The organism is Arthrobacter sp. MDT2-34-1 (genome assembly GCF_059091365.1).
Window position 1 is genome coordinate 206874 of the sequence record NZ_JBNHGO010000001.1, and the last position, 25738, is coordinate 232611.

General features: G+C 68.7%; 22 protein-coding genes and 1 tRNA gene. 18 read left to right on the forward strand and 5 right to left on the reverse strand.

From position 1 onward, the window contains the following. Positions 1–37 precede the first annotated feature (37 nt). The 4 genes from ribH (at position 38) to hisF (ending at position 2666) form a co-directional block, all read left to right on the forward strand. Positions 38–523 carry a 6,7-dimethyl-8-ribityllumazine synthase gene (gene ribH, locus AC5RVV_RS00960; RefSeq protein WP_493999585.1) on the forward strand — a complete coding sequence of 162 codons (486 nt, stop codon included), beginning with the start codon at positions 38–40 and terminating at the stop codon, positions 521–523. 147 nt (positions 524–670) lie between these two features. Then, entirely contained in the window at positions 671–934 is a 264-nt protein-coding gene (locus AC5RVV_RS00965; RefSeq protein ID WP_493977843.1) for a phosphoribosyl-ATP diphosphatase, read from the forward strand. A gap of 98 nt (positions 935–1032) precedes the next feature. Then, positions 1033–1878: an ATP phosphoribosyltransferase gene (gene hisG / locus AC5RVV_RS00970; protein WP_493999586.1), complete on the forward strand. Its 846-nt coding sequence runs from the start codon at positions 1033–1035 to the stop codon at positions 1876–1878. 17 nt (positions 1879–1895) lie between these two features. Then, positions 1896–2666, forward strand: a complete 771-nt coding sequence (gene hisF, locus AC5RVV_RS00975) for an imidazole glycerol phosphate synthase subunit HisF (protein ID WP_493999587.1) — start codon at positions 1896–1898, stop codon at positions 2664–2666. A gap of 26 nt (positions 2667–2692) precedes the next feature. On the opposite strand, the gene AC5RVV_RS00980 is transcribed toward hisF, so the two are convergent. Next, complete coding sequence (locus tag AC5RVV_RS00980) at positions 2693–3337, reverse strand: TIGR03085 family metal-binding protein (protein ID WP_493999588.1); 645 nt, start codon at positions 3335–3337, stop codon at positions 2693–2695. 107 nt (positions 3338–3444) lie between these two features. Between AC5RVV_RS00980 and hisI the strand changes: the two genes are divergently transcribed. From hisI to pyk, 11 genes are all read left to right on the forward strand, one after another. Continuing rightward, the gene (hisI, locus tag AC5RVV_RS00985) at positions 3445–3885 is read left to right on the forward strand and encodes a phosphoribosyl-AMP cyclohydrolase (RefSeq protein WP_493999589.1); all 441 of its coding nucleotides are present in this window, start codon (positions 3445–3447) and stop codon (positions 3883–3885) included. A gap of 53 nt (positions 3886–3938) precedes the next feature. Beyond that, complete coding sequence (locus AC5RVV_RS00990) at positions 3939–5510, forward strand: anthranilate synthase component I (protein WP_493999590.1); 1572 nt, start codon at positions 3939–3941, stop codon at positions 5508–5510. Beyond that, positions 5507–6151 (forward strand): Trp biosynthesis-associated membrane protein, encoded by a 645-nt coding sequence (locus tag AC5RVV_RS00995; RefSeq protein WP_493999591.1) that lies wholly within the window; start codon positions 5507–5509, stop codon positions 6149–6151. Before AC5RVV_RS00990 ends, AC5RVV_RS00995 begins: the two co-directional genes overlap by 4 nt. A gap of 119 nt (positions 6152–6270) precedes the next feature. Next, positions 6271–6552: an HGxxPAAW family protein gene (locus tag AC5RVV_RS01000; RefSeq protein WP_493999592.1), complete on the forward strand. Its 282-nt coding sequence runs from the start codon at positions 6271–6273 to the stop codon at positions 6550–6552. 2 nt (positions 6553–6554) lie between these two features. Beyond that, positions 6555–7373, forward strand: a complete 819-nt coding sequence (gene trpC / locus AC5RVV_RS01005; protein ID WP_493999593.1) for an indole-3-glycerol phosphate synthase TrpC — start codon at positions 6555–6557, stop codon at positions 7371–7373. A 90-nt stretch (positions 7374–7463) separates the two neighbouring features. Beyond that, the gene (gene trpB, locus AC5RVV_RS01010) at positions 7464–8792 is read left to right on the forward strand and encodes a tryptophan synthase subunit beta (RefSeq protein ID WP_493999594.1); all 1329 of its coding nucleotides are present in this window, start codon (positions 7464–7466) and stop codon (positions 8790–8792) included. Further along, positions 8789–9592, forward strand: a complete 804-nt coding sequence (gene trpA, locus AC5RVV_RS01015) for a tryptophan synthase subunit alpha (protein WP_493999595.1) — start codon at positions 8789–8791, stop codon at positions 9590–9592. Before trpB ends, trpA begins: the two co-directional genes overlap by 4 nt. Before the next feature lie 74 nt (positions 9593–9666). Continuing rightward, positions 9667–10917 carry a prolipoprotein diacylglyceryl transferase gene (gene lgt, locus AC5RVV_RS01020; protein WP_493999596.1) on the forward strand — a complete coding sequence of 417 codons (1251 nt, stop codon included), beginning with the start codon at positions 9667–9669 and terminating at the stop codon, positions 10915–10917. Positions 10918–11410: 493 nt separating this feature from the next. Continuing rightward, on the forward strand, positions 11411–16042 hold the full coding sequence (gltB, locus tag AC5RVV_RS01025; RefSeq protein ID WP_493999597.1) for a glutamate synthase large subunit: 4632 nt from the start codon (positions 11411–11413) through the stop codon (positions 16040–16042). After that, positions 16035–17495, forward strand: coding sequence for a glutamate synthase subunit beta (locus AC5RVV_RS01030; RefSeq protein WP_493999598.1), 1461 nt, complete (start codon positions 16035–16037; stop codon positions 17493–17495). Before gltB ends, AC5RVV_RS01030 begins: the two co-directional genes overlap by 8 nt. A 46-nt stretch (positions 17496–17541) precedes the next feature. Continuing rightward, on the forward strand, positions 17542–19026 hold the full coding sequence (pyk, locus tag AC5RVV_RS01035; RefSeq protein ID WP_493999599.1) for a pyruvate kinase: 1485 nt from the start codon (positions 17542–17544) through the stop codon (positions 19024–19026). A 106-nt stretch (positions 19027–19132) separates the two neighbouring features. Here pyk and AC5RVV_RS01040 read toward each other — a convergent pair whose 3' ends face one another. Further along, the gene (locus AC5RVV_RS01040; RefSeq protein WP_493977830.1) at positions 19133–19726 is read right to left on the reverse strand and encodes an ANTAR domain-containing response regulator; all 594 of its coding nucleotides are present in this window, start codon (positions 19724–19726) and stop codon (positions 19133–19135) included. Positions 19727–19864: 138 nt separating this feature from the next. Here AC5RVV_RS01040 and AC5RVV_RS01045 point away from each other — a divergent pair. Continuing rightward, a tRNA-Leu gene (locus AC5RVV_RS01045) sits at positions 19865–19945 on the forward strand. A gap of 265 nt (positions 19946–20210) precedes the next feature. On the opposite strand, the gene ligD is transcribed toward AC5RVV_RS01045, so the two are convergent. Further along, positions 20211–21455, reverse strand: coding sequence for a non-homologous end-joining DNA ligase (gene ligD / locus AC5RVV_RS01050; protein WP_493999600.1), 1245 nt, complete (start codon positions 21453–21455; stop codon positions 20211–20213). Positions 21456–21634: 179 nt separating this feature from the next. Here ligD and AC5RVV_RS01055 point away from each other — a divergent pair, with 179 nt between their 5' ends. After that, positions 21635–23812 (forward strand): elongation factor G-like protein EF-G2, encoded by a 2178-nt coding sequence (locus tag AC5RVV_RS01055; protein WP_493999601.1) that lies wholly within the window; start codon positions 21635–21637, stop codon positions 23810–23812. A gap of 24 nt (positions 23813–23836) precedes the next feature. Here AC5RVV_RS01055 and AC5RVV_RS01060 read toward each other — a convergent pair whose 3' ends face one another. Then, a complete protein-coding gene (locus tag AC5RVV_RS01060) occupies positions 23837–24289 on the reverse strand; it encodes an SRPBCC family protein (RefSeq protein ID WP_493999602.1) in 453 nt (150 codons plus the stop codon). A 239-nt stretch (positions 24290–24528) separates the two neighbouring features. Here AC5RVV_RS01060 and AC5RVV_RS01065 point away from each other — a divergent pair, with 239 nt between their 5' ends. Continuing rightward, positions 24529–24960, forward strand: coding sequence for a YybH family protein (locus AC5RVV_RS01065; RefSeq protein ID WP_493999603.1), 432 nt, complete (start codon positions 24529–24531; stop codon positions 24958–24960). A gap of 75 nt (positions 24961–25035) precedes the next feature. Here AC5RVV_RS01065 and AC5RVV_RS01070 read toward each other — a convergent pair whose 3' ends face one another. Beyond that, complete coding sequence (locus tag AC5RVV_RS01070) at positions 25036–25710, reverse strand: alpha/beta hydrolase family protein (protein WP_493999604.1); 675 nt, start codon at positions 25708–25710, stop codon at positions 25036–25038. Positions 25711–25738 lie beyond the last annotated feature (28 nt).

A 25738-nucleotide genomic window follows, 5' to 3' on the forward strand; every position in this document is an offset into this window, starting at 1 on the left:
CAGTCAACCACCGACGAGAGTTTCACGAAGGAAGAACATGAGCGGACACGGAGCACCCACCATCGACATCACCGGCCTGCAGGCGGAGACGGGCGCGCTAAAGCTCGCCATAGTCGCCGCCAGTTGGCACACCGAGATCATGGACGGGCTGGTCGACGGCGCGCTGCGGGCGGCAACCGAGGCGGGCATCGGGGAACCGGCCCTGGTCCGGGTGCCCGGGGCTTTCGAGCTGCCCGTCGCCGCAGCCCGGCTGGCACCCCACTATGACGCCGTGGTGGCGCTCGGCGTCGTAATCCGCGGCGGGACGCCGCACTTTGAGTACGTCTGCCAGGCCGCCACCGAGGGCCTGACCAGCGTCAGCGTGCAGACCGGCACGCCGGTGGGATTCGGGGTGCTTACCTGCGACACCGAGCAGCAAGGCCTGGACCGCGCCGGCCTGGCGGGCTCCAGCGAGGACAAGGGCCACGAAGCGGTGACCGCCGCCCTGGCGACCGCGGCCACGCTCCGAGGCCTCGGCGTCTAAGGCGGGCCGCGGCGCGGCGCGGCGTCCGAAGCGGACCGTCGCGCGGCGCCGCATCTGAAACGGACCACCGCGCGGCGCCGGAGGCATTCGTCACAATGGGAACGGCGGTTTGCCGCCCCCACGCGCTCCTGACGTAGTCTAAAGGGCGTGAAATCCTTCGAATCCCTGTTTGCGGAACTGAGCGAAAAGGCGCAGCAGCGCCCGGAGGGCTCCCGTACGGTAGCCGAGCTGGATTCCGGCATCCACGGAATCGGGAAGAAGGTCGTCGAAGAGGCCGCCGAAGTCTGGATGGCAGCCGAACACGAATCCGACGAAGCCGCCGCCGAGGAAATCTCCCAGCTCCTCTACCACCTGCAGGTCCTGATGATCGCCAAGGGCCTGCGGCTGGAAGACGTCTACAAGCATCTGTAGCGGGACGCCGCCCCTGCGCGGCGCCCCGCCCAGACCCAGGCCTATTCCACACTTGCGAGGCCCTGCTGCGGCCGAGACGATCCCAGAAAGACCCCCACATGCTGCGTGTAGCTGTTCCCAACAAAGGTTCCCTGTCCGAAGCCGCCTCCGCCATGCTGGGCGAGGCCGGCTACCTCCAGCGCCGCGACAGCCGCGAACTGGTCATGACCGATGCCGACAACGACATTGAGTTTTTCTTCCTCCGCCCGCGCGACATCGCCGTCTACGTAGGCTCCGGCACCCTTGACGTCGGCATCACCGGACGTGACCTGTTTTTGGACGCACAGGTGGACGCCGTCGAGCTGATGAACCTCGGCTTCGCGGCGTCCACGTTCCGGTTCGCCGGTCCGCTCGGCGAGTTCACCAGTGCCGCGCAACTGAACGGCAAGCGCCTGGCCACGAGCTATGACGGGCTGCTGCGCAGCTACCTGGCCGAGCACGGGATCGACGCCTCCGTCGTCCGGCTGGACGGCGCGGTGGAGTCCTCCGTGCGCCTCGGCGTTGCCGACGCGATTGCAGACGTCGTGGAGACCGGCAACACGCTCCGGGCCGCCGGGATGGAAATCTTCGGGGACCCCATCCTGAAGTCCGAGGCCGTGCTGATCGGCCGCGCGGGGGAGACCCCGGCCAATGGGCTGGACGTGCTGATGCGCCGGCTGCGCGGCGTGATTGTTGCCCGCGAGTACGTCATGATGGACTACGACATCCGCAAGGACCTCGTGGACGCCGCCGCGGCGCTGACCCCGGGGCTGGAGTCACCGACCATCTCGCCGCTGCGCGATACCGGCTGGGTGGCCGTGCGCTCGATGGTCCGCCGCACGCAGACCAACCGCATCATGGACGAGCTCTACGATCTCGGTGCCCGGGCCATCCTGGTCAGCACCATCCACGCCTGCCGCATCTGACTGCCCCGGAGTAAGCCATGACTGTTGCCATCCGTGTGATCCCCTGCCTGGACGTCGACGCCGGACGCGTAGTCAAGGGAATTAATTTCGAAGGCCTGCGCGACGCCGGTGACCCGGTGGAACTGGCGCACCGGTACGACCGTGCCGGAGCCGACGAGTTGACCTTTCTGGACGTCACCGCCTCCTCCGGCAACCGCGAAACGACGTTCGACGTCGTGGCCCGCACCGCGGAGGAAGTCTTCATCCCGCTGACCGTGGGCGGCGGCGTGCGCGAGGTCGCCGACGTCGACAAACTGCTGCGCTTCGGGGCGGACAAGGCCGCCATCAACACCGCCGCGGTCGCCCGGCCCGATGTGATCGACGAAATCACCCGCCATTTCGGTTCCCAGGTGCTGGTGCTCTCGCTGGATGCCCGCCGGACCGATGACCCCTCGGTGGCCTCCGGATTCGAAGTCACCACGCACGGCGGCCGCAAGGGCACGGGGATCGACGCGGTGCAGTGGGCCCGCGAGGCGGCCGACCGGGGAGTGGGGGAGTTGTTGCTCAACTCCATCGATGCCGACGGAACGAAGGACGGGTTCGACCTGGAGATGATCCGGGCCGTACGGGCGGCGGTGAAGGTCCCGCTGATTGCTTCCGGCGGTGCCGGGAAGCCCGCGCATTTCCCGCCGGCCGTCGCCGCGGGGGCGGACGCGGTGCTGGCCGCCTCGGTCTTCCATTTCGGGCCCGACGACGCCATCGCGCAGGTCAAGCAGGCGATCCGGGACGCGGGCTACCCGGTCCGGTGAGTCCCGGAGCCGGGGAAGCGGAAGGGTCAGAGGCCGATTTCGGCGCTGTCCAGCAGGGCCACGGCATCGGCCTGGCCCTCGAAGGTGACCAGCGCATGCCTGGTCCGGCCGGACGCATGCATCAGCAGTTCGCCCGGTTCTCCGCCGATGGCCACCGAGACGGGTGCCCGCTTGGCCACGTGCCGCGGGCCGTCCGGACGCACGAGCACGATGCCCAGGTCCACTCCCCGGTACAGCAAGGCCGCCCGCTTAACCAGTTCGTCCCACAGTGCCGCCGAATAGTCCTCGTCCAGCGCCCGCGGCGCCCAGCGGTCGGTGGCCCGGCGGATGTCTTCGGTGTGGACGAAGAACTCCACCAGGTTGGCCACCGTGTCCACGGCCGGCACCCTGAACGGGGACCAGGCCGGCGGGCCGGCGCGGAAGGCTTCCACCAGCTTGGCGTAGCCGGCCGGTTCCCGGGCTGTGTCCGCCACCTTGCGGGTGGCCTCGTCCGAAACCCTGGCCAGCGGCTTAAAGGCCAGGCCGAGGGCGGCACCCACACGGTGTTCACGGATGTACAGGTGCGCGGCCAGTTCGGCGGTCTTCCACCCCTCGCACAGGGTGGGTGAATCCGGCCCGGCAGCCAGCAAGGTCTCGGCCAGGACTTCACGGGACGGATTTACGTAATGCATCACTCTGAACCTAGCACGAAGGAGGCGCTTGCGGGCCGATAAATGTGTACGTGCGCCCGCGCCGGCGCGGGCGGGAGCCTCCGGTACTTGGCACTAGACTTGTAGGGATGCCTTCCGAGTCTGATTACCCCACAACAGTGCCGTCCGGGGCCGGCGCAACGGCCCTCGACCCAGCCGTCGCCGGCCGGCTCAAGCGCGACTCCGCCGGCCTGGTCGCCGCGATCGTCCAGCAGTTCGATTCCGGTGAGGTGCTGATGCTGGGCTGGATGGATGACGAGGCGCTGCACCGCACCTTGACCAGCGGCCGCGTGACCTTCTACTCGCGCTCGCGCCGGGAGTACTGGCGCAAGGGCGACACCTCCGGCCACGTGCAGTTCGTCAAGTCGGTGGCCCTGGACTGCGACGGCGACGCCCTGTTGGTCCGGGTAGACCAGGTCGGCGCCGCCTGCCACACCGGCACCCGCACCTGCTTTGATGGCCGGGGGCTCGACGCCGTCGCCGGCCACAGCGCCGAACCGGACGGCAACCAAGGAGCATCCGGCGCCTGAACGGGCCCCTGACCACCGCAGTATCAGCCACTGAAGCGAAAGACAGATAACGCATGCAGGACCTTGGCGTCATCAGCCCCAGCCTGGAGGAATTCCGCGCGCTTGCCCGCGACCGCAGGGTCATCCCGGTCTCCATCAAGGTGCTCGCCGATGACCAGACTCCCATTTCCATCTACCGCAGGCTGGCCGATTCCCGGCCGGGAACCTTCCTGTTGGAGTCGGCCGCCGTCGGCGGAGTCTGGTCCCGCTATTCCTTCATCGGTGCCAACTCGCGCGCCACGCTCACGACCAGGGACGGGCAGGCGCACTGGCTGGGGGAGCCGCCGGTGGGCGTGCCGCGCACCGGCAACCCGGTGGAGGCCCTGCGCGGCACGGTGGAGGCGCTGCGGACCGAACGGTTCGACTCGCTCCCGCCGCTGACGTCCGGGCTGGTGGGATTCGTCGGCTGGGAGGCCGTGCGGCACTGGGAGAAGCTGACGTCCCCGCCGGAAGACGACCTGAACCTGCCGGAACTGGCCATGAACCTTGTCACCGACCTCGCCGTGCACGACAACGCCGAAGGTACGGTCACGCTGATCGCCAACGCCATCAACTTCGACAACCGCGACGAGCGCGTGGACGAGGCATGGCTGGACGCCGTGAAACGCGCCAAACACCTGCTGGCGCAGCTCGCTGAACCGCTCGCGCAGCAGGTGTCGGTGCTGGAAGACGCCGCCCTGGAAACAGCCGACCTGATGAACAGCGTGACCCACCGCTGGGCCCGGGAGAAGTATTTGGCGGCCGTGGACCGCGGCAAGGAAGCAATCGTCGACGGCGAAGTGTTCCAGGTGGTGATCTCGCGCCGGTTCGAGGCCGAATGTTCGGCCGAGGCCCTCGACGTCTACCGCGTGCTGCGGAACCTGAACCCCAGCCCCTACATGTACCTGTTCAGCCTGGAAGACGCCGACGGCGTGGGCTACTCGATCGTGGGGTCCTCCCCGGAGGCACTGGTCACGCTGACCGGCGACGAGGTCATCACCCACCCGATCGCCGGATCCAGGCCCCGCGGGCACAGCGTAGAGCATGACAAGGAACTGGCGGAGGAGCTGCTGGCCGACCAGAAGGAACGCGCGGAGCACCTGATGCTCGTGGACCTGGCCCGCAACGACATCTCCAAGGTCTGCACGCCCGGCAGCGTCGACGTCACGCAGTTCATGGAGGTGGAGAAATTCAGCCACATCATGCATCTGGTCTCCACCGTGGTCGGCCGGCTCTCGCCGGACAAGACGGCCTACGACGTGCTGGCCGCGACGTTCCCGGCGGGCACGCTCTCCGGTGCGCCCAAACCCCGCGCCCTGAGGCTGTTGGACGAACTGGAACCGCACCGCCGCGGCATCTACGGCGGCGTGGTGGGCTACCTGGACTTTGCCGGGGACATGGACATGGCCATCGCCATCCGCTCGGCGCTGCTGCGCGGCGGCGTCGCCTACGTCCAGTCCGGCGGCGGGATCGTGGCCGACTCCCAGCCGGAGGCCGAGGCGCTGGAGACCGTGAACAAGGCGGCGGCGCCGCTGCGGGCAGTGACCCTGGCATCGCGGCTCCACCCGGCCAACCCGGCACACGTACCGGTCAAGGGGAAGCAATGAGCGAAGAGAACACCTCCCCGGCCCGGGAGGCGGCACCGGCGCCACGGCCTGCCGCCGCGCGCTGGCGGCGCAAGGGCACGGTGGTGCTCGCCGCCGTCGTGATGTCGCTGGCCGCCTTTGGCACCACGACGCAAACCTGGCTCACGGCCCGGTTCCCGGGGACCCGGGTGCAGACCCCCGACGTGAGCGTGCCCGGCAGCGACGCCGCTACCGCGGTGACGGCCCTGGCGCTGGTGGCACTGGCCGCCGCCTTGGCCGCTTCCATCGCCGGCCGGATCGCCCGCATCGTGATCGCCGTGCTGCTGGCCGCGGCCGGCATCGGCATCTGTGCCGCAAGTCTTACGGTGATCGCCAACCCGGCCGGGGCCGCTTCGGCGGCCATCGGGGAGGCGACCGGGCAGATCGGGGGAGAGGCCGCCGTCGGCATCACGGTCTTCCCTTACCTGGGCGCCGCCGCCGGTGTCCTGCTGTTGCTGACGGCCGTCTGGCTGCTGGCGGCCGGGCGTTCCTGGGCCGCGTCGAAGAAGTACGTGCCGGCAACCGAGCGGCAGGCCGACGGCATGCCGTCTGACCGGGCCGGCAGCGTGGATGAAATCGACAGCTGGGACCAGCTCAGCCGGGGCAACGACCCGACCGACTGAACCGCCGGCCGCCCGGCACCGGGCAGCGGGGCCGCCAGCGGCCGTGTCACACTGGCCTGTCGGGCCCGCAAACAATGGCAGAATGAAGTAGCAGAACCGTTTTTAGAGGGAGATACACCATGGGCAACCAGGCCACCGCCACCGAAACCGCGATGAAGACGGATCCGGCAGGCAGCATCCACGACGAGGTCATCGGCCACGGCAACAGCCCCGCCGCCTGGACCTGCGTGCTCATCATGATCTTGGGCTCCATCGTGGGAGGCATCGGCTTCGCCATGGCCTCGTCCCCGGTCTTCTGGGCCGGCGTGGCAATCATGTTCATTGGCCTGATCGTCGGCTGGATCATGAAGAAGGTCGGCTACGGCGTGGACGGCAGCAAGATCCAGGGCAGCGGACACTGAACGTGACCGTTCTCGACGACATCATCGTTGGAGTCCGCGAAGACCTCGAGTCCCGGCGCGCCCAGGTTCCGTTGGCGCAGATCCAGCGGCTGGCCGCGGCCGCGCCGGCCCCGCGTGATGCTTACGCGGCCCTGGGCGGCAACGATTCGCCGCGAACCGCTCTCAAGGTGATCGCCGAGGTCAAGCGCAAGAGCCCCTCCAAAGGCGACCTGGCGTCCATCGCCGATCCCGCCGAACTGGCCGCCGGTTACGAACGCGGCGGTGCCGCCGTAATCAGCGTGTTGACGGAGCAGCGCCGGTTCAACGGCTCGCTGGCCGACTTCGACGCGGTGCGCGCCGCGGTGGACGTTCCGCTGCTGCGCAAGGACTTCAACGTCGACGAATACCAGATCTTCGAGGCACGCGCCCACGGCGCCGACCTGGTGCTGCTGATCGTCGCCGCACTGGACGACGAGCGGCTGAAGGCCCTGCTGGCGCTGACCCACGAACTGGGCATGGAGGCCCTGGTGGAGACGCATACCGCCGAAGAAATCGACCGCGCCGTCGCCGTGGACTCACGCATTATCGGCGTGAACGTCCGCAACCTGAAGACCCTGGACGTGGACCGCTCGGTGTTCACCGGATTGGCGGGCCGCATCCCCTCCGGCGCCGTGGTGGTGGCCGAATCCGGAGTCCGCGGAGTGGACGACGTGCGTGACTACGCCACGCAGGGCGCCGACGCCGTCCTGGTGGGCGAGGCGTTGGTCATCACGGGCGATCCAGAAGCCGCCGTGGCCGAATTCGGCGCGGCGGGCGCCGAGGCCATTGCAGCGCGCGGCTGAACCCAAGCGCCACACAACTTAAGAATCCCCAGGGGCAGGCAGGGCCGGTTGCGGCTGGCCGTCCTGCCTCCAGTAACAGACAGGACGGCCATGACGCAGAGCCCCGATACCCCGGCGGAGCCCGGAAACACCCAGGAACCGGCCGATGCCTTCCTGGCCGGCGGCAGCCTCCGCCATGCCCCCGGCCCGTATTTCGGTGTTTTCGGCGGGCGCTGGATGCCGGAATCCTTGATTGCTGCGCTGGACGAGCTGGAAGACACCTTCGAAAAGGCCAAGGCAGACCCGGAGTTCATCGCCCAGGTCGCCGAGCTGAACAAGAACTATTCGGGCCGGCCCTCGCTGCTGACCGAAGCCAAGCGCTTTTCCCGGCATGCCGGCGGCGCCCGGATCTTCCTCAAGCGCGAGGACCTGAACCATACCGGCTCGCACAAGATCAACAACGTGCTGGGCCAGGCCCTGCTGGCCCAGCGGATGGGCAAGACCCGGATCATTGCGGAGACCGGTGCCGGCCAGCACGGCGTCGCCAGCGCCACCGCCGCCGCGCTGCTCGGCATGGAGTGCGTGGTCTACATGGGCGCCGAAGACACCCGCCGGCAGGCCCTCAATGTGGCCCGGATGGAGCTGCTCGGAGCCACCGTCGTGCCCGTCACCGCCGGGTCGCAGACGCTCAAGGACGCCATCAACGAGGCCCTGCGCGACTGGGTGGCCAATGTGCACAACACCCACTACCTGCTGGGCACCGCCGCCGGCGCCCACCCCTTCCCGGCGCTCGTCCGCTATTTCCACGAAGTCATCGGCGAGGAAGCCCGCGCGCAGATCCTGGACCAGACCGGCCGGCTGCCGGACGCCGTCTGCGCCTGCATCGGGGGCGGCTCGAACGCCATCGGCATCTTCCACGGCTTCCTCGACGACCGGAACGTCGCGCTGTACGGCTTTGAGGCCGGCGGCGACGGCGTCGACACCGGCCGCCATGCCGCAACCATCACGCTGGGCCGGCCCGGCGTGCTGCACGGCGCGCGCTCCTACCTCATGCAGGACGAAGACGGCCAGACCATCGAGTCGCATTCGATCTCGGCCGGGCTGGACTATCCCGGTGTCGGGCCCGAGCACTCCTACCTGTCGGACATCGGCCGGGCCAGCTACGAGCCGGTCACCGACAGCGAGGCGATGGACGCTTTCCGGCTGCTCTGCCGCACCGAGGGCATCATCCCGGCCATCGAGTCGTCGCACGCCCTGGCCGGGGCGCTGCGGGTGGGCAAGCGCCTGACCGAGGGCAAGGATCATCCGCAGGACGTCATCATCGTCGTGAATCTTTCCGGCCGGGGCGACAAGGACGTCGCCACCGCGGCGGAGTGGTTCGGCCTGCTGCCGGACGAATCGCCCGAGGCCGAAATCGGCTCCGAAGGAGAGCAGCTGTGAACAATACCGCCACCGCCAGCAAATCGGCCGCGGCCATCGACCGGGCCCTGGCCGACGGCCGGACCGCCCTGATCGGCTATCTGCCCGCCGGCTACCCCGACGTCCAGACCACCATCGACGCCGCCGTCGCGCTGGCGGAGAACGGCGTCGACGTCATTGAGATCGGCATCCCGTACTCCGACCCGGTGATGGACGGCGCCGTCATCCAGGCCGCCACCGTGCAGGCGTTGAAGGACGGCTTCCGGGTCAGCCAGGTGTTCGACATCGTCGCCGGCATCACCGCCCGCTGCGACGCCGCCGTGCTGGTGATGACCTACTGGAATCCGGTCCTGCGGATGGGCGTAGACGAGTTCTCCCGCCGGTTGGCCGAGGCCGGCGGCGCCGGGCTGATCACCCCGGACCTGATTCCGGACGAGGCGGCCGAATGGTTCGAGGCTTCGGACAAGTACGGGCTGGACCGCGTGTTCCTGGTCGCCCCGTCGTCCTCCCCGGAGCGGATGGCGATGACGGTCAAGGCCAGCCGCGGTTTTGTCTACGCGGTGTCGATCATGGGCGTCACCGGCGCCCGCGAGAGCGTTTCAGGCGCCGCCGAGCGCGTGGTCCGGTCGGCGCACGAGGCCGGGGCCGAACGGGTCTGCGTTGGCCTGGGCGTCTCCAGTCCCGAGCACGTGCGCGAGATCGGCGCGTATGCCGAGGGCGCCATCGTGGGCACCGCGCTGGTGGCCGAACTCGGCAACTCCGGCGTGCCGGCACTGGGCAAGCTCGCGGCGCGGCTAAGCGAAGGCACAGCCCGGGCCTGACAGAATAACCGGTGGCCAGCGGTTTGCCGCGGGCCGCGCCCGACCCGCAACTTTCGGCCAAGAGGACTCACCTGGTGTACAGCACGACTATTGCAACGGCCGTACCGGCCTCCATCCCCAGCCCCGGCTGGTCCGGATTCAGCATCGGCCCGCTCACCATCCACGCGTACGCGCTGTGCATCCTGCTGGGCATCGTCGCGGCCATCTGGCTCACCCACCGCCGTTGGAAGGCCCGCGGCGGGCCGGAAGAATTCATCTGGGACGTGGCCATCTGGGCCATCCCGTTCGGCATCGTCGGCGGCCGTCTCTACCACGTGTTCTCCTCGCCCGACGCCTACTTCGGGCCGAACGGCGACCTCGGCCTGATCCCGCAGATCTGGCGCGGCGGGCTCGGAATCTGGGGAGCGGTGGCACTGGGCCTGGTCGGCGCCTGGATCGGCTGCCGCCGGGCCGGCTTCAAGCTGCCGGCCTTCATGGATGCCGCCGCACCCGGCGTGCTGCTGGCACAGGCGATCGGCCGCTGGGGCAACTGGTTTAACCAGGAACTCTTCGGCGCCCCCACCACGCTGCCCTGGGGCCTGGAGATCGACGCCGACAACCCCAACTTCCCGGCCGACGCGGAACCGGGCACGCTGTTCCACCCCACCTTCCTCTATGAGTCCCTGTGGAACCTGGCGGGCGTGGCGCTGCTGCTGCTCCTGGACCGGCGCTTCAAGTTCCGCCGCGGAATGCTGTTCTGGCTGTACGTCGCGTTCTATACCCTCGGTCGGGTCTGGATCGAAATGCTGCGCATCGACGATGCCGAAATGATCACGATCTTCGGCATCACCCAGCGGCTGAACGTCTGGACGTCACTGCTGCTGCTGGTCGCGGCCGTCGTGATCTTCATCGTGCTGGCGCGCCGTCCGCGGACCGCGGAGACCGACTCCCTGTACCTGCCGGGCCGCGAGCCCTCGGCAGTCGCGGAAGGGGCCGAATCCGGGCAGGCCGCGGCTCGGCAGGAGAACGCCTCCAAGCACGACGGCGGACCCCGCGCCGGCGGGGCAGGATCCTCCGTGATCGCGGGGGAGAAGGCCGAAACCGCTGCCGGGAGGCCCGACGAGAAGGCCGGGGAGCCTGCCGCGGACGAAGCTCCTTCAGCCGAGGCCGCCGTCAAGCCCGCGGATGCGGCCAAGCCTGCAGCCGAGACCGCCGCCAAGCCCGCGGATGCTGCCAACCCCGCGGATGCTGCCAAGCCCGCCGATGCGGCCAATGCCCCCAAAGCCGCCGATGCCGCGGCCGGGAACGACCCGCTCAGGGCGGACAACAACCGCAGCCAGAACTAGTTTCTTCCCCGCGCAGCCGCCGGAACGCACCAATCTGACGTTCCGGCGGCTTCGTGCGCTCCGGACTGCCGCCGGCAATCCGAAAAGCGGTCGGTAAAAAACCGGAAAAGCCTGTGTTGCGGGGTCCCCGCCGTGCTATCGTCGCTCTACCGCAGAACAGACTCGCTCCGCGGCCGGTCCGCCCTCACCGTCGGTCCGAACCATCAGTACGCACCTCCCGGACCACCAACCGGGCGCAGGCATGCGGCGTACCGACCACACTGACGTGGATTCTCCGCCGGACAGGCGCACCACCCAGTGCGGTCCCGGCGGCCGTGGCCGATCGACCGCACAGTTCATCCTGGCGGCCCCCATCCGACCCCTGGACACCGAATGCGCTGTGCGGGGTGAGCTGGCCACAGAATCCATGGATCACCGGCCTGCTTGCTCGAGCGGGCCCGGGCGGGGCCAGCGCCGTCCCCTTCTCACCTACATCCAGGAGAAGGAAGTTCAGATGACTCCTCCGTTCAAGGGGTCGAGTACCCCGCGCAGCCTCGGCGGCGGACACGAACGCCGGCACACCACGGTGCCCTCGCCGTTCAGTCGTTTCGCCGCCTACCCGGCAAAAACCGGGCTGTACGACCCCGCCCACGAAAAGGACGCCTGCGGCTTGGCGGTGATTGCCACCCTGCGGGGCGGGCCGGGCCACCACATCGTCGACGCGGCGCTGACGGCGCTGCGCAATCTGGAACACCGCGGCGCGGTCGGCGCCGACGAAGGAACCGGCGACGGCGCCGGGTTGCTCACCCAGATCCCCGATGAATTCTTCCGCGCGGTGGTGGGCTTCGAACTGCCGGCGGCCGGCCGGTATGCCGCCGGAACCGCGTTCCTGCCCAGCGACGAGTCCGAGGCGGCGGTAGCGCGGGACGGCGTGGAGGCCATCGCCGCCTCCGAAGGCCTCACAGTCCTCGGCTGGCGCGACGTCCCGGTGGTGGCCGAACTGGTCGGCGCCATGGCGCGGTCCTGCATGCCCCACTTTGCTCAGGTGTTCCTGGGCCTCGACCCGGCCGCTGCCGGCAGCAGCGATGTGGATGCCCGCGTTTTCCGCGTCCGCAAGCGCGCCCAAAACAAGTTCGGCGTGTATTTCCCGTCGCTGTCGTCCAAGACCATCGTCTACAAGGGAATGCTGACCACCGCGCAGCTGGAACCCTTCTACCCGGACCTCTCCGACCCTCGCTTCAAGACGAAACTGGGTATCGTCCACTCCCGCTTCTCCACCAACACGTTCCCCTCGTGGCCGCTGGCCCAGCCGTTCCGCACCATCGCGCACAACGGCGAGATCAATACGGTCAAGGGCAACCGCAATTGGATGCGGGCCCGCCAGTCGCAGCTGAAGGGCCCCCTGCTGGGCGACACGCCGGAAGAGCTGTTCCCCATCTGCACGCCCGGCGCCTCCGACTCCGCCTCCTTTGACGAAGTCGCCGAATTGCTGATGCTCGCGGGCCGCCCGATTACGCAAGCGATCATGATGATGATTCCGGAGGCGTGGGAGAACCACGCCACGATGGACCCTGAGCGCCGCGCCTTCTACCAATACCACTCGATGCTCATGGAGCCGTGGGACGGCCCCGCGGCCGTTTCCTTCACCGACGGCCGGCTCGTTGGGGCCGTGCTCGACCGCAACGGCCTGCGCCCGGCCCGCTACTGGGTTACCGAGGACGGGTTGGTCGTGCTGGCCTCGGAGGTCGGCGTCGTCAACATCGATCCCGCCACGGTGGTCAGGAAGGGCCGGGTCTCACCGGGGAAGATGTTCCTGGTGGATACCGAGGCCGGCCGGCTGGTCGAGGACGAGGAGATCAAGGCCGACGTCGCGGCCGCCAACCCGTGGGGCGAATGGCTCAAGGACAACATGATCCGGCTGGAGGACCTGCCGGAACGCGAGCACGTGGTGCACACCGCCGCGTCGGTCAACCTCCGCCAGCGGACCTTCGGCTACACGCAGGAAGAACTGCGGATCCTGCTGGGCCCGATGGCCCGCACCGGCGCCGAACCGCTGGGGGCCATGGGCACCGACACCCCGATCGCGGTGTTGTCCAAGCGCCCTCGGCTGCTGTTCGACTACTTCGTGCAGTCCTTCGCCCAGGTGACCAACCCTCCGCTGGACGCCATCCGCGAAGAACTCGTGACCTCGCTGCGTTCGTCGATCGGCCCCGACGGCAACCTGCTGGCGACCGGCCAGGTGCGCACCACCCAGGTGGCGCTGAACTTCCCCGTGATCAACAACGACGAACTGGCCAAGATCGCCGCGATGGAAGACGAGGAGGGCAGCCGCCTCGCGCTGAAGGTGAGTGGCCTCTACCGGCCCGACGGCGGCGCCGCCGAGTTGGCCGCCCGGCTGCAGGAGATCTGCGAAAAGGTCTCCGGCGCCGTCAACCGCGGCGTGAAGTTCATCGTGCTCTCGGACCGGGACTCGAATGCCCAATGGGCGCCCATCCCGTCGCTGCTGCTGACGAGCGCCGTGCACCACCACCTGCTCAAGAGCGCCAACCGGACCAAGATCTCGCTGCTGGTGGAAGCCGGCGACGTGCGTGAGGTCCACCACGTGGCCGCCCTCATCGGGTACGGCGCTTCCGCCGTCAATCCTTATCTGGCGATGGAAAGCTGCGAGGAACTGGTGCGCAACGGCGACCTCCAGGGCGTCACCGCGTCCCAGGCCGTGCAGAACCTGATCAAGGGCCTGGGCAAGGGCGTCCTGAAGATTATGTCCAAGATGGGCATTTCCACCGTCCCCTCCTACTGCGGTGCCCAGACGTTCGAAGCGATCGGGCTCGCCCAATCCCTGGTCGACCAGTACTTTGCCGGCACCCAGTCGCAGCTCGGCGGCGTCGGCCTGGACGTCATCGCCGCCGAGGCGGCGGCGCGGCACGCCCAGGCCTACCCCGCCGATGGGATCGAAGACCCTCACCGGTCGCTTGAGAACGGCGGCGAGTATCAGTGGCGCCGTGAAGGACCGCCGCACCTGTTCAACCCGGAAACGGTGTTCCGGCTGCAGCATGCCACGCGTGAACGGCGCTACGACGTGTTCAAGGCGTATACCCGCGGCGTGGACGACCAGGCGAAGGACCTGATGACGCTCCGCGGCCTGTTGAAGTTCAAGGCCGGCGCCCGCCCGCCCGTGCCGCTGGAGGAGGTCGAACCGGTCTCCAGCATCGTCAAGCGTTTCTCCACGGGGGCCATGAGCTACGGCTCCATCTCACAGGAGGCGCACGAAACGCTCGCCATCGCCATGAACCGGCTGGGCGGGAAATCGAACACCGGCGAGGGCGGCGAGGACGTGGCCCGGCTGCTGGACCCGGAGCGCCGTTCGGCGATCAAGCAGGTGGCCTCCGGCCGGTTCGGCGTCACCAGCCTGTACCTGACCAACGCGGAGGACCTCCAGATCAAAATGGCCCAGGGAGCCAAGCCCGGCGAGGGCGGCCAACTGATGAGCCAGAAGGTCTACCCGTGGGTGGCCCGGACCAGGCATTCGACACCGGGCGTGGGCCTGATCTCCCCGCCGCCACACCACGACATCTACTCGATCGAGGACCTGGCGCAGCTGATCTACGACCTGAAGCGTTCCAACCCCTCGGCGCGCGTGCATGTGAAGCTGGTGTCCGAAGTCGGGATCGGCACGGTGGCGGCCGGCGTGACCAAGGCGAAGGCCGACGTCGTCCTCGTCTCGGGGCACGACGGCGGCACCGGGGCGAGCCCGCTGAACTCGCTCAAACATGCCGGAGCGCCCTGGGAACTGGGGCTGGCCGAGACGCAGCAGACGCTGATGCTCAACGGCCTGCGGGACCGGGTGGTCGTGCAGGTGGACGGGCAACTGAAGAGCGGCCGCGACGTGGTGATCGCGGCGCTGCTGGGCGGCGAGGAGTTCGGATTCGCGACGGCGCCGCTGGTGGTCTCCGGCTGCATCATGATGCGCGTCTGCCACCTGGACACCTGCCCCGTGGGGGTTGCCACGCAGAACCCGGAACTCCGCCGGCGGTTCACCGGCAAGCCCGAGTTCGTGGTGAACTTCTTCGAGTTCATTGCGGAGGAAGTGCGCGAACTGCTGGCCGGACTGGGCTTCCGCAGCCTGGCCGAGGCCATCGGCCACGCGGAGCTGCTGGACACCCGCGAAGCACTCGACCACTGGAAGGCCGACGGCCTGGACCTGTCACCGATCCTGCGCGGCTACGGCACCGACTCCGACATTCCGCTGCGCAACACGACCACGCAGAACCACGAAGTGGACAAGCACTTCGACAACCAGCTGATCGCCATGAGCTCCGACGCGCTGACCAACCGCGAACCGGTGCGGATCAGCCTGGACGTGATCAACACCGACCGGGCCGTGGGCACGATGCTCGGCCACGAAGTGACCAAGCGTTTCGGCATCGAGACCCTGGCGGACGACACCATCGACGTGACGCTGACCGGACAGGCCGGGCAGTCGCTGGGCGCCTTCCTGCCCGCCGGCATCACCCTGCGGCTGCTCGGCGACTCGAACGACTACGTCGGCAAGGGGCTCTCCGGCGGACGGATTATCGTCCGGCCGGACCGGGCCAACACGTTCGCGTCCGAACGCAACGTGATTGCGGGCAACGTCATCGGTTACGGCGCCACCAGCGGCGAGATGTTCCTGCGCGGCCAGGTGGGCGAGCGGTTCCTGGTCCGGAACTCGGGCGCCACCGCCGTCGTCGAAGGAATCGGCGACCACGGCTGCGAGTACATGACCGGGGGACTGGCCCTGGTCCTGGGCCGGACCGGCCGCAACTTCGGCGCCGGCATGTCCGGCGGCGTGGCCTACGTGCTGGACCTGGACCCCGGCATGCTGAACACGCAGAGCACCGGCACCGGCGAATTGCAGCTGCTGCGGCCGGACCCGGCGGACGAAGGGACCATCGCCACCCTGCTGAAGAAACATGCGGAGGAGACCGGTTCCCGGCTCGCCGGGCGCCTGCTCGAGGACCTCGACGGGACCCTGGCCCGCATCACCAAGGTGCTGCCGCGCGACTACGCGGCGGTGCTGCAAGCCCGGGCGAACGCCGAAGCCGAAGGGCTCGACCCCGACGGCGACGTTGTCTGGACCCGAATCCTGGAGGTAACCGGTGGCTGACCCACGCGGATTTATGAAAGTTCGAGAACGCCAGACCCAGCCCCGCCGTCCTGTTCCCGTGCGGATCATGGACTGGAAGGAAGTCTACGAGGCGCAGGAAAAGGGCGTGCTCCGCAGCCAGGCCGGCCGCTGCATGGACTGCGGCATCCCGTTCTGCCACCAGGGCTGCCCGCTGGCGAACCTGATCCCGGAGTGGAACGACCTGACCTGGCGCGGCAAGGACCAGGAAGCGATCGAGCGGCTGCACGCCACCAACAACTTCCCCGAATTCACCGGCCGGCTGTGCCCGGCGCCGTGCGAGGCGGCCTGCGTGCTGGGCATCAACCAACCGGCGGTGACCATCAAGCAGGTGGAAGTCTCCGTCATCGAGGAAGCCTTCGACCAGGGCTGGGTGACTCCGCACGCGCCGGAGCGGCTGACCGGTCACACGATCGCCATCGTCGGATCCGGCCCCGCGGGGCTGGCCACGGCGCAGCAGTTAACGCGGGCCGGCCACACCGTGGCGGTGTACGAGCGCGACGACAAGGTGGGCGGTTTGCTGCGTTACGGCATTCCCGACTTCAAGATGGAGAAGCACTACCTGGACCGCCGGCTGGAGCAGATGCGGGCCGAGGGCACGCGGTTCCGCACCGGCATCGAGGCGGGCAAGGACATCAGCTGGGACCAGCTGCGCCGCCGCTACGACGCCGTGGTGATCGCGACCGGTGCCACCGTGCCACGGGACCTGCCGATCCCCGGGCGCGGGCTGTCCGGCGTGCACTTCGCCATGGACTACTTGGTGCAGGCCAACCGGGCGGTGGCCGGCGAATCGGTCCCGGACCAGATCGACGCCCGGGGCAAGCACGTGGTGATCCTGGGCGGCGGCGACACCGGCGCGGACTGCCTCGGCACCGCGCACCGGCAGCAGGCGGCCTCGGTCACCACCCTGGCCATCGGCAAGCAGCCGCCGGCCCAGCGTGCTTCGCACCAGCCGTGGCCGACATTCCCCACGCTGTTCGAAGTGGCCAGCGCCCACGAGGAAGGCGGCGAGCGGACCTACCTCGCCTCCACTGTGGAGTTCGTGGGCGAGAACGGCGTGCTCACCGCGCTGAAGGTCGCCGAGACCGAGTTCGTGGACGGCAGGCGGGTGCCCAAGCCGGGAACGGAGCGGGAGATCCCGGCGGACCTGGTGTTCCTGTCCCTGGGCTTCACCGGTCCGGAGCCTGCCGGGATCGACGCGCAGGTCAACGCGTCCTTCGACGAGCGCGGGAACGTCGCCCGCGACGGCGGCTACATGACCGGCGCCGAGGGCATCTTCGCGGCCGGCGACGCCGGGCGCGGACAGTCCTTGATCGTGTGGGCGATCGCCGAGGGGCGCGCCTGCGCCGCCGCCGTCGACCGGTGGTTGACCGGTACCACGCGGCTGCCGGCACCGGTGGCCCCGGAAGACCGTGCGATCGCGGTGCTGCCCTAGCGGCGGCCCGCCTGCGCGATGGCCGCATTCTGATTAGGGTAGGTATATGAGACGCGCAAAAATCGTTGCAACCTTCGGCCCAGCCATCGCCAGTTACGAGAGCACCTTGGCCGTCCTCCAGGCGGGCGTGGACGTGGCCCGGATGAACATGAGCCACGGCGACTACCGCGTGCATCAGCAGACCTACGACAACGTCCGCAAGGCGTCGGCCGAACTGTCCAAGCCGGTGGGCATTTTCGCCGACCTGCAGGGACCCAAGATCCGCCTGGGGCGCTTCGTGAACGGCCCCCACCACCTCGCGGTGGGGGACCGCTTCACGATCACCACCGAGGACGTGGAGGGAACCGCCGAGCAATGCTCGACCACGCACAAGGGCCTGCCGGGCGACGTCAACGTGGGCGACTCCCTGCTGATCGACGACGGCAAGGTGGCGCTGAAGGCCATCGAGGTCGACGACGTCAAGGTGGTCACCGAAGTCACCGTGGCGGGTGCGGTGTCCAATAACAAGGGCATCAACCTGCCCGGCGTCGCGGTCAACGTCCCCGCCCTGAGCGAGAAGGACGAGGAAGACCTGCGCTGGGCGCTCAAGACCGGCGTCGACATGGTGGCCCTGTCCTTCGTGCGCAACGCCGGCGACGTCCGGCGGGTCCACGAGATCATGGACGAGGAGGGACGCCGCGCCCCGGTCATCGCCAAGATCGAGAAGCCGCAGGCCGTGGACGCCATCGAAGAGATCATCGACGCGTTCGACGCCATCATGATCGCCCGCGGCGACCTGGGCGTGGAGTTGCCGCTGGAGGACGTGCCGCTGGTGCAGAAGCGCGCCGTCGAACTCGCCCGCCGCTGGGCGAAACCGGTGATCGTGGCCACCCAGGTGCTCGAATCGATGATCGACAACCCCCGGCCCACCCGGGCCGAGGCATCGGACTGCGCCAACGCCGTGCTGGACGGTGCGGACGCGGTCATGCTCTCGGGCGAAACCAGCGTGGGCAAGTACCCGCTGGAGACGGTCCGGACCATGGCCCGGATCATCGAGTCCACCGAGCAGCACGGGCTGGACCGCATCCAGCCGCTGGGCAGCCAGCCGAGGACCCGCGGCGGCGCCATCACGCGGGCGGCCGTGCAGATCGCCGACCAGCTCGACGCCAAGTACATCTGTACGTTCACCCAGTCGGGCGACTCGGCCCGCCGGCTCAGCCGGCTGCGCCCGGGGCGGCCGGTCTTCGCGTTCACCCCGCTCCAGTCCACCCTGAACGTGCTGTCGCTGACCTGGGGCATCCAGCCGCTGGTCGTGGAGTTCGTCGAGCACACGGATCAGATGACCGCCCAGGTGGACCGGATCCTCTACGAGCGCGGGCTGGTGGAGATTGATGACCTGGTCGTCATCGCCGCCGGTTCGCCCCCGGGCAAGGCCGGTTCCACCAACTCCCTGAAGGTGCACCGGGTGGGCGACCTGGCGGATGCCGGCGAACTGCTGGACGGCCAGCCGCACCCCCGGCCCGAGCGGGTCGGCCCCTGGCCGACGTCGTAGGCGAAGGGCCGGCGCAGGCCGCGGACAACAGAACGGCCTCCGGATCATTCCGGAGGCCGTTCCCGTAGTCTGGGTTCGCCAACCTTGGTTGGCCGTTCGCGTTGCCTTAGTTCACCTGGTTGATGATGGTCTCGGCGACTTCGCGCATGCTCAGCCGGCGGTCCATCGACGTCTTCTGGATCCAGCGGAACGCTTCCGGCTCGGTCAGGCCCATCTTGGTGATGAGCAGGCTCTTGGCCCGCTCCACCAGCTTCCGGGTCTCGAACTGCTCCTGCAGGTCGGACACCTCGGACTCCAGGGCGGCGATCTCTTCGTGGCGGGAGAGCGCGATCTCGATGGCCGGGATCAGGTCCGCCGGCGTGAAGGGCTTCACCACGTACGCCATGGCACCGGCGTCGCGGGCGCGCTCCACCAGCTCTTTCTGGCTGAACGCGGTCAGCAGCACCACCGGGGCGATGCGTGCCTTGACGATCTGCTCCGCGGCCGAGATGCCGTCCATCACGGGCATCTTCACATCCATGAGGACCAGGTCCGGCTTTAGTTCCTGGGCGAGTTCCACGGCCTTTTCGCCGTTGTCGGCTTCGCCAACGACGTCATAGCCCTCGCCCCTCAAAATTTCGACGATATCCAGGCGGATCAGTGTCTCGTCCTCCGCGACGACGACGCGGCGAGCGGGGACAGACTCGGTTTGTTCAGACACTGGCGCTCCTAGAGTGTTGCGTTGCCATTGGCATGGCGTCGGTTCCGTGAAATAGCCTATCGGCATGTAGAGTAGATTCGCGCACCGGGCAGCATGACGGTTTTCACAGTTTGGAAGCCGGCTTTGCAACCGGTGCCGGCCCGAGTGGCGGAACGGCAGACGCACCGCACTCAAAATGCGGCGGGGAAACTCGTGTGGGTTCGAATCCCACCTCGGGCACGTTTTTACTGTGCGGAGGCGTGTAGGCCTCTGGTAGTGGACAAATGTTGACTTGTGGGTCCCTTCGGGGGTCTTTCATTTGTCGGCCGTTGCCGGGGCAGCCGGCTCCTCGCTTGGTTTTGGCGCAGTGGCGCTGCAGATTGGTCATGGCGGAGCTGTTCCGCGTCGGAACTGCAAGACGTGACATTGGCTGGGGGACAAGCTGCACCTTGCAGACACCGGCTGTTCCGTTGGCTTTGTGCGCTTCCGGTTTTTGGTCGGTGGGTTAGGACCCCGGGCGCCCCGGCCAGTCCTTGCCGGCCCATGGGTCGTAGTCGCTGATGAGCTCCTCCTGCGGCGGCCGCTTCGTTACGGGGACGTGCTGCAAGTTCACTCGCACCCTGTACCAGAGCGAGCTTGATCCGCGCATTCCGTCGACGAGCACATCAGCCGGTTGCAGGGCCGGGACGACGTCCGCATGCCGAGTCTTCCACTCATCGAGCGCCGCGTACGCCTCGGGCTTGGTCTTGGTTCGGGCCACTTCAATGAGCGGCATCATCGACTTCCGGCGGCCGGAGCCGTCGCCGCCGCCCGGCGGTTTCTCGGCGGGGCCGAGCTCGGCCGCCAAGGCGAGGAGCCCGTCGAGGGTGCCGACCGCGTCATCGATGCCGGCGTGAGGGTCGCCCACGTCGGCGAAGCGCTCGAGCACCGAGCGCACAGTGAACTGTTCCGGTCGGGCGGAGGTGACCTCGTCCCATGTGAGCGGCGTCGAAACCCGGGCGTCGGGCAGGGGCCGGATCGAGTACGCGGAAGCCACGGTGCGGTCTTTGGCGTTCTGGTTGAAGTCGACGAACACACTCTCGCCGCGCTCCTCCTTCCACCACCGTGCGGTGGCGAGGCCGGGAGCGCGGTTCTCGACCTCGCGAGCGAGGGTCTCTGCGGCGAGCCGCACGTGGCGGTACGACCATTGAGGCGCGATGCGCACAAGGATGTGGAGTCCCCGCGACCCACTCGTCTTCGGCCAACCCACCAGTCCCACGTCGTTGAGCACTTCCCGTGCGACGCAGGCGACGTCGACGAGCTGCGACCAGTCGACTCCCGGCATCGGATCGAGGTCGACCCGCAGCTCGTCGGGGTGCTCGAGGTCCTCGGCGCGCACGGGGTGCGGGTTGAGGTCCAGGCATCCAAGATTCACGACCCACGCTAAGCCCGCAGCATCCCTAAGGACGGCCTCTTCGGCTGATGTCCCCGACGCATAGTGCAGCGTTGTCGTGTGGATGAAGTCAGGGTGGTTTTCAGGCACGCGCTTCTGAAAGAATGGCTCAGCATCGATGCCCTTCGGGAAGCGCTTGAGCACCATTGGGCGGCCGCCGGCGCCGCGCAGTGCACCATCCGCGACGGCAAGGTAGTAGCGAACCAGGTCGAGCTTCGTCAGCCCGGGTTGTGGGAACACCACCTTGTCCGGACTCGAGATGCGAACCTCGCTGCCGGCAATGTTAAGGATCTCGGCTGGGGCCTTCGACGGGTTCATTCCGCCACGCTAGCAACGATCGGATGTCCCAACCAGACCAGCTGCGCGGCAGCCCGGCCTGGTCTTGTTTGCGCAGGGATACGGCCACGCCCTTGCCGCTGCGCCCCTTCCGGGTGTCGAATCTGTTAAGAGCAGGTGAGTGCGCAGGACGACGATGCCTACGACGCCAGGAGGCGCTCATGTCGGGGAAATCGGCCAACGGGTTGGCGAAGGGTTCTGGACGGAGCGCGGATCCGCGCCGGGCGGAGGTCTCCGCCGCGGCAACGGTGTCCCGGCCGGAGCAGATCCGCAACGTGGTGCTGGTGGGCCACTCCGGTGCCGGGAAGACGATGCTCGCGGAGGCCCTGTTGCTGGCGGCGGGGGCCACGAACCGGATGGGTTCGATCGTCGACGGCACCACCGTCAGCGACTCGGATCCTTCCGAGATCCGCCAGCAGCGTTCCGTCGTGCTCTCCGTCCTCCCCGTGATGTTCGACGACGTCAAAATCAACCTCTTGGACACTCCGGGCTATTCGGACTTCACTGGCGAGCTGCGGGCCGGTCTTCGTGCCGCCGACGCCGCCCTGTTCGTCGTGTCCGCCGTGGACGGGATCGATGCCGCGACCACCGCGCTGTGGGGCGAATGCGAGAGCGTCGGGATGCCGAGGGCGGTGGCCATCAGCCGGCTGGACCACCCGCGGGCCGACTTCGAAGCGGCGCTGGCCGGCTGCCGCCGCGCCTTCGGCGAGTCCGTGCAGCCGCTGTACCTGCCGGTGCGGAGCGGGGCGGACCTGACGGGGCTGCACGCACTGCTGTCCGGCACCGTATCGGACTACAGTGCCGGGGAACGAAAGCCCGATGTCCGTCCCGCGGGCGCCGGGGAGCTCGCGGGAGCCGAGGAGGCCCGCAGCGCCCTGATCGAAGGCATCATCGCCGAGAGCGAGGACGAGTCCCTGATGGACCGTTATCTCGGCGGCGAGGAAATCGGCCTCGATGTGCTGTTCTCCGACCTGGAGACCGCCGTCGCGCGCGGATCCTTCTACCCGGTGCTGGCCACCTCCTCGGAAACCGGGCTGGGCATCCCGGAGCTGCTGGACATGCTCCAGCGGGCATTCCCGTCCCCGCTCGAGCGCCCGATGCCGGCGGCGACGGGACTCTACGGTTCGCGCAGCACCCCGCTGCGCTGCGACCCCGGCGGACCGCTCGCCGGCGAAGTGATCCGCACGACCACGGACCCGTTTTTGGGCCGGGTCTCCCTGGTCCGGATCTTTTCGGGCACCCTGCGGGACGACTCCGCCATCCACGTGTCCGGGCACGGGCTCGCCGACCGGGGCCACGCCGACCACGACAGCGACGAACGGGTCACGCATCTGCACGCCCCGCTCGCCTCGACCCTGCGGTCGGTGTCCCTGTGCATCGCCGGCGACATCTGCGCGTTGACGAAGATCGGCACGGCCGAGACCGGCGACACGGTGTCGTCGCGGGAGCTGCCGATGCTCATCCAACCCTGGGAGATGCCGGAACCGCTGTTGCCTGTCGCGGTGGAGGCGGCCACGCGCAACGACGAGGCCGCCCTGGCGAAAAGCCTGGCCAAGGTGGCCGCGGGCGACCCGACCCTGCGGGTGGAGCGGCACACTGAGACCCACCAACTCATCCTGTGGTGCATGGGCGAATCGCACGCCGAGGTGGTGCTCGACCGGCTGCGCGGGCAGGGCGTGAATGTGCAAACCGTCGACGTCGTCACGCCCCTGCGCGAAACGTTCGCGACAGGGGCCACCGGACGCGGACGCTACGTCAAGCAGTCCGGCGGGCACGGCCAATTCGCCATCTGCGAGATCGAGGTGGAACCGCTCGCGCGGGGCGCCGGGTTTGAATTCGTGGACAAGATCGTCGGCGGCATCATCCCGGGGCCGTACATCGCGTCCGTCGAAAAGGGTGTCCGGGCGCAGATGGAAAAAGGCGTCTCCGCCGGATTCCCCGTCGTCGACATCCGCGTGACACTGGTCGGCGGCAAGACCCACAGCGTCGACTCCTCCGACGCGGCCTTCCAATCCGCGGGTGCCCTGGCCTTGCGGGAAGCCGCTGCGGCGGCGCGGATCCAGTTGCTGGAGCCAATCTCCTCCGTGACGATCACGGTGCCCGACGACTACGTAGGGTCGGTAATGAGCGACTTGTCCGCCCGACGCGGACGCCTGACCGGGTCGGATTCGGCCGGCGGGGACCTCACCGAAATCAGCGCCGAAGTCCCGGACCACGAATTGCTGCGCTACGCCGTCGATCTTCGTGCGCTGACCGGCGGCACCGGGCGTTTCCGGCGGGCCTACCTGAGGCACGACCCGGTGCCTTCGACAGCGGCGACGGGGGTCGGGCAGCGGTAAGGCTATCGGCCGGGACGGGTCCGGTCACCCGCCGGAGCGGAGGACGCGGGCGAGTTTCCCCAGGGCGTCCGTCCAGCCGGCCCGGTGCAGGCCGAGACGTTCCTCGGTGGCGAACCCGCCCTGCCGGAGGGCGAGGCGGGTGCCGTCCTCCGAGGGTTTGAGGGAGAGCATGACGACGGTTTCGCGGTCATCGGGCGCGGGCTCCTCCCACCGGAAGGTGTAGGCGAGGCGGCGCGGAGGGAAGAATTCGAGAAACTCACCGGCGAGGTGGAAGGGCGGGCCGTCGGGCGGTTTCATCGTCAGCCGGTAGGTGCCGCCCGGCCTGGCGTCGAGCACGGCGTCGGGTGTTGTGAAACCTTCGGGACCCCACCATGTGGCCAACTCATCCGCCTCCGTCAGCATGCGAAAAACCTGGTCGCACGGCGCGGCCAAGACCACCTTCAGCTCCAGCACGAAACCGCCGGGTTGCTCGTTCATCGGACGCGGCCCCTTCCGGCACCGACCCCGCAGCTGAAGGCGTGGGGGCCCCTTGTCCGACCATCGTAGTCCCGGCGTGCGGTCGCCGGCCCGGCCATCGTAGTCCCGCCGGCCGGCCCCGTGAAGGAGCCTGGCCCTGGGCCGACACCGGTCATGGACATCCCCGGATGCCGGTGGGAGCATGGCTGTATTCGCGCCCGGCCGCACGGCCCCGGCGGGAGGCAGCGGCTGGAGGAATCATGCCAGGGCCCGATCTCGAACTTGTTGCCGAGCGGTATCACCGAGCGCTGGACGCGTTCGTCCAGGGAAACCCCGCTTTGGCGAAGGACCTGTTTTCACGGCAGGAGGAGGTCACGCTCGCCAATCCGTTGGGGCCGCCTGCCCGTGGCTGGGCGGAGGTCGAGGCGGCCATGGACCGGGCGGTATCGCATTTCAGGGAGGGCGAGCCGATCCGGTTTGAACGGATTTCGACCTACGTCGCGACCGATCTGGCCTACATCGTCGAAATCGAGCGGACCCGGGTGAAGGTCAGCGTGTCCGATGCGGCGTCCCCGATCTCGCTGCGGGTCACGACGATATTCCGGCTGGAGGACAGCACCTGGAAGATCATCCACCGTCACGCCGATCCCATCACCTCCCCGCGGACCATCGACTCGATCGTCGAGCAGTAGCCGGCAGCCGGCCGGCGGCAGGCGCCGCGGGCCCTCGACTCCATCGTCGGGCACTGGCCGGCAGCCGGCCGGCGGTCAGGCGCCGCTGACCCTCGAGCGGAGGAATTCGGCAGCAGGGCCGGCGAGCGATGCCCCAATCTCCGCCGCCCCTCTTCTCCCGCCCTTGACGTCGAAGGAATGGTCGCCGCCTTCCTGCCAGGCGAGCACGGCATTCGGGCCGATGCGTGCGACGACGGACTCGAGCAGTTCCGGGGTTGCGAAGGTATCGCGGGTGCCCTGCAGGAACAGCATGGGCAGCGTGAGGCCATACAGGTGCTCGTCGCGCAGCCTGTCCGGTTTCCCCGGCGGGTGCAACGGATAGCCGAGGTACACCAGGCCGGCGGCCGGCATTCCCTCCGCCACGGCCATCGACGCCATGCGGCCGCCGAAGGATTTGCCGGCCGCCCACAGCGGTTCACCTTCGGACCGCGCTGCCGCTTCCCGCATGGCCGAACGCCACGCCACGATGGCAGCCGGCGGGCGGTCCGGAAACTTTCTGCCGGCCTCCCGGTAGGGGAAGTTGAAGCGCAAGGTGGCTACGCCGTCGTCGTTCAAGGCGCGGGTGAAACCGGACAGGAACGGGTGGTCCATGCCCGCGCCGGCCCCGTGGGCCACCACCAGCGAAGCGAAGGGGGACTCGGGGCGGGCGTAGACACCGGAGACAGTGGTGTCGCCGACGTCGATGGTCACGGGGGACTCGGTGATAGGCATGCTCCCATCATGCCCTCGCCAGAAGCGA

Coding starts and splice junctions, on each gene's coding strand:
- gltB (WP_493999597.1), top strand. CDS start 11,411: ATGACTCCTCCGTTCAAGGGGTCGAGTACCCCGCGCAGCCTCGGCGGC.
- ribH (WP_493999585.1), top strand. CDS start 38: ATGAGCGGACACGGAGCACCCACCATCGACATCACCGGCCTGCAGGCG.
- AC5RVV_RS01065 (WP_493999603.1), top strand. CDS start 24,529: ATGCCAGGGCCCGATCTCGAACTTGTTGCCGAGCGGTATCACCGAGCG.
- ligD (WP_493999600.1), bottom strand. CDS start 21,455: ATGAACCCGTCGAAGGCCCCAGCCGAGATCCTTAACATTGCCGGCAGC.
- hisI (WP_493999589.1), top strand. CDS start 3,445: ATGCCTTCCGAGTCTGATTACCCCACAACAGTGCCGTCCGGGGCCGGC.
- AC5RVV_RS00995 (WP_493999591.1), top strand. CDS start 5,507: ATGAGCGAAGAGAACACCTCCCCGGCCCGGGAGGCGGCACCGGCGCCA.
- pyk (WP_493999599.1), top strand. CDS start 17,542: ATGAGACGCGCAAAAATCGTTGCAACCTTCGGCCCAGCCATCGCCAGT.
- AC5RVV_RS01000 (WP_493999592.1), top strand. CDS start 6,271: ATGGGCAACCAGGCCACCGCCACCGAAACCGCGATGAAGACGGATCCG.
- hisG (WP_493999586.1), top strand. CDS start 1,033: ATGCTGCGTGTAGCTGTTCCCAACAAAGGTTCCCTGTCCGAAGCCGCC.
- trpB (WP_493999594.1), top strand. CDS start 7,464: ATGACGCAGAGCCCCGATACCCCGGCGGAGCCCGGAAACACCCAGGAA.
- AC5RVV_RS00990 (WP_493999590.1), top strand. CDS start 3,939: ATGCAGGACCTTGGCGTCATCAGCCCCAGCCTGGAGGAATTCCGCGCG.
- AC5RVV_RS00980 (WP_493999588.1), bottom strand. CDS start 3,337: ATGCATTACGTAAATCCGTCCCGTGAAGTCCTGGCCGAGACCTTGCTG.
- hisF (WP_493999587.1), top strand. CDS start 1,896: ATGACTGTTGCCATCCGTGTGATCCCCTGCCTGGACGTCGACGCCGGA.
- AC5RVV_RS01055 (WP_493999601.1), top strand. CDS start 21,635: ATGTCGGGGAAATCGGCCAACGGGTTGGCGAAGGGTTCTGGACGGAGC.
- AC5RVV_RS01070 (WP_493999604.1), bottom strand. CDS start 25,710: ATGCCTATCACCGAGTCCCCCGTGACCATCGACGTCGGCGACACCACT.
- AC5RVV_RS01060 (WP_493999602.1), bottom strand. CDS start 24,289: ATGAACGAGCAACCCGGCGGTTTCGTGCTGGAGCTGAAGGTGGTCTTG.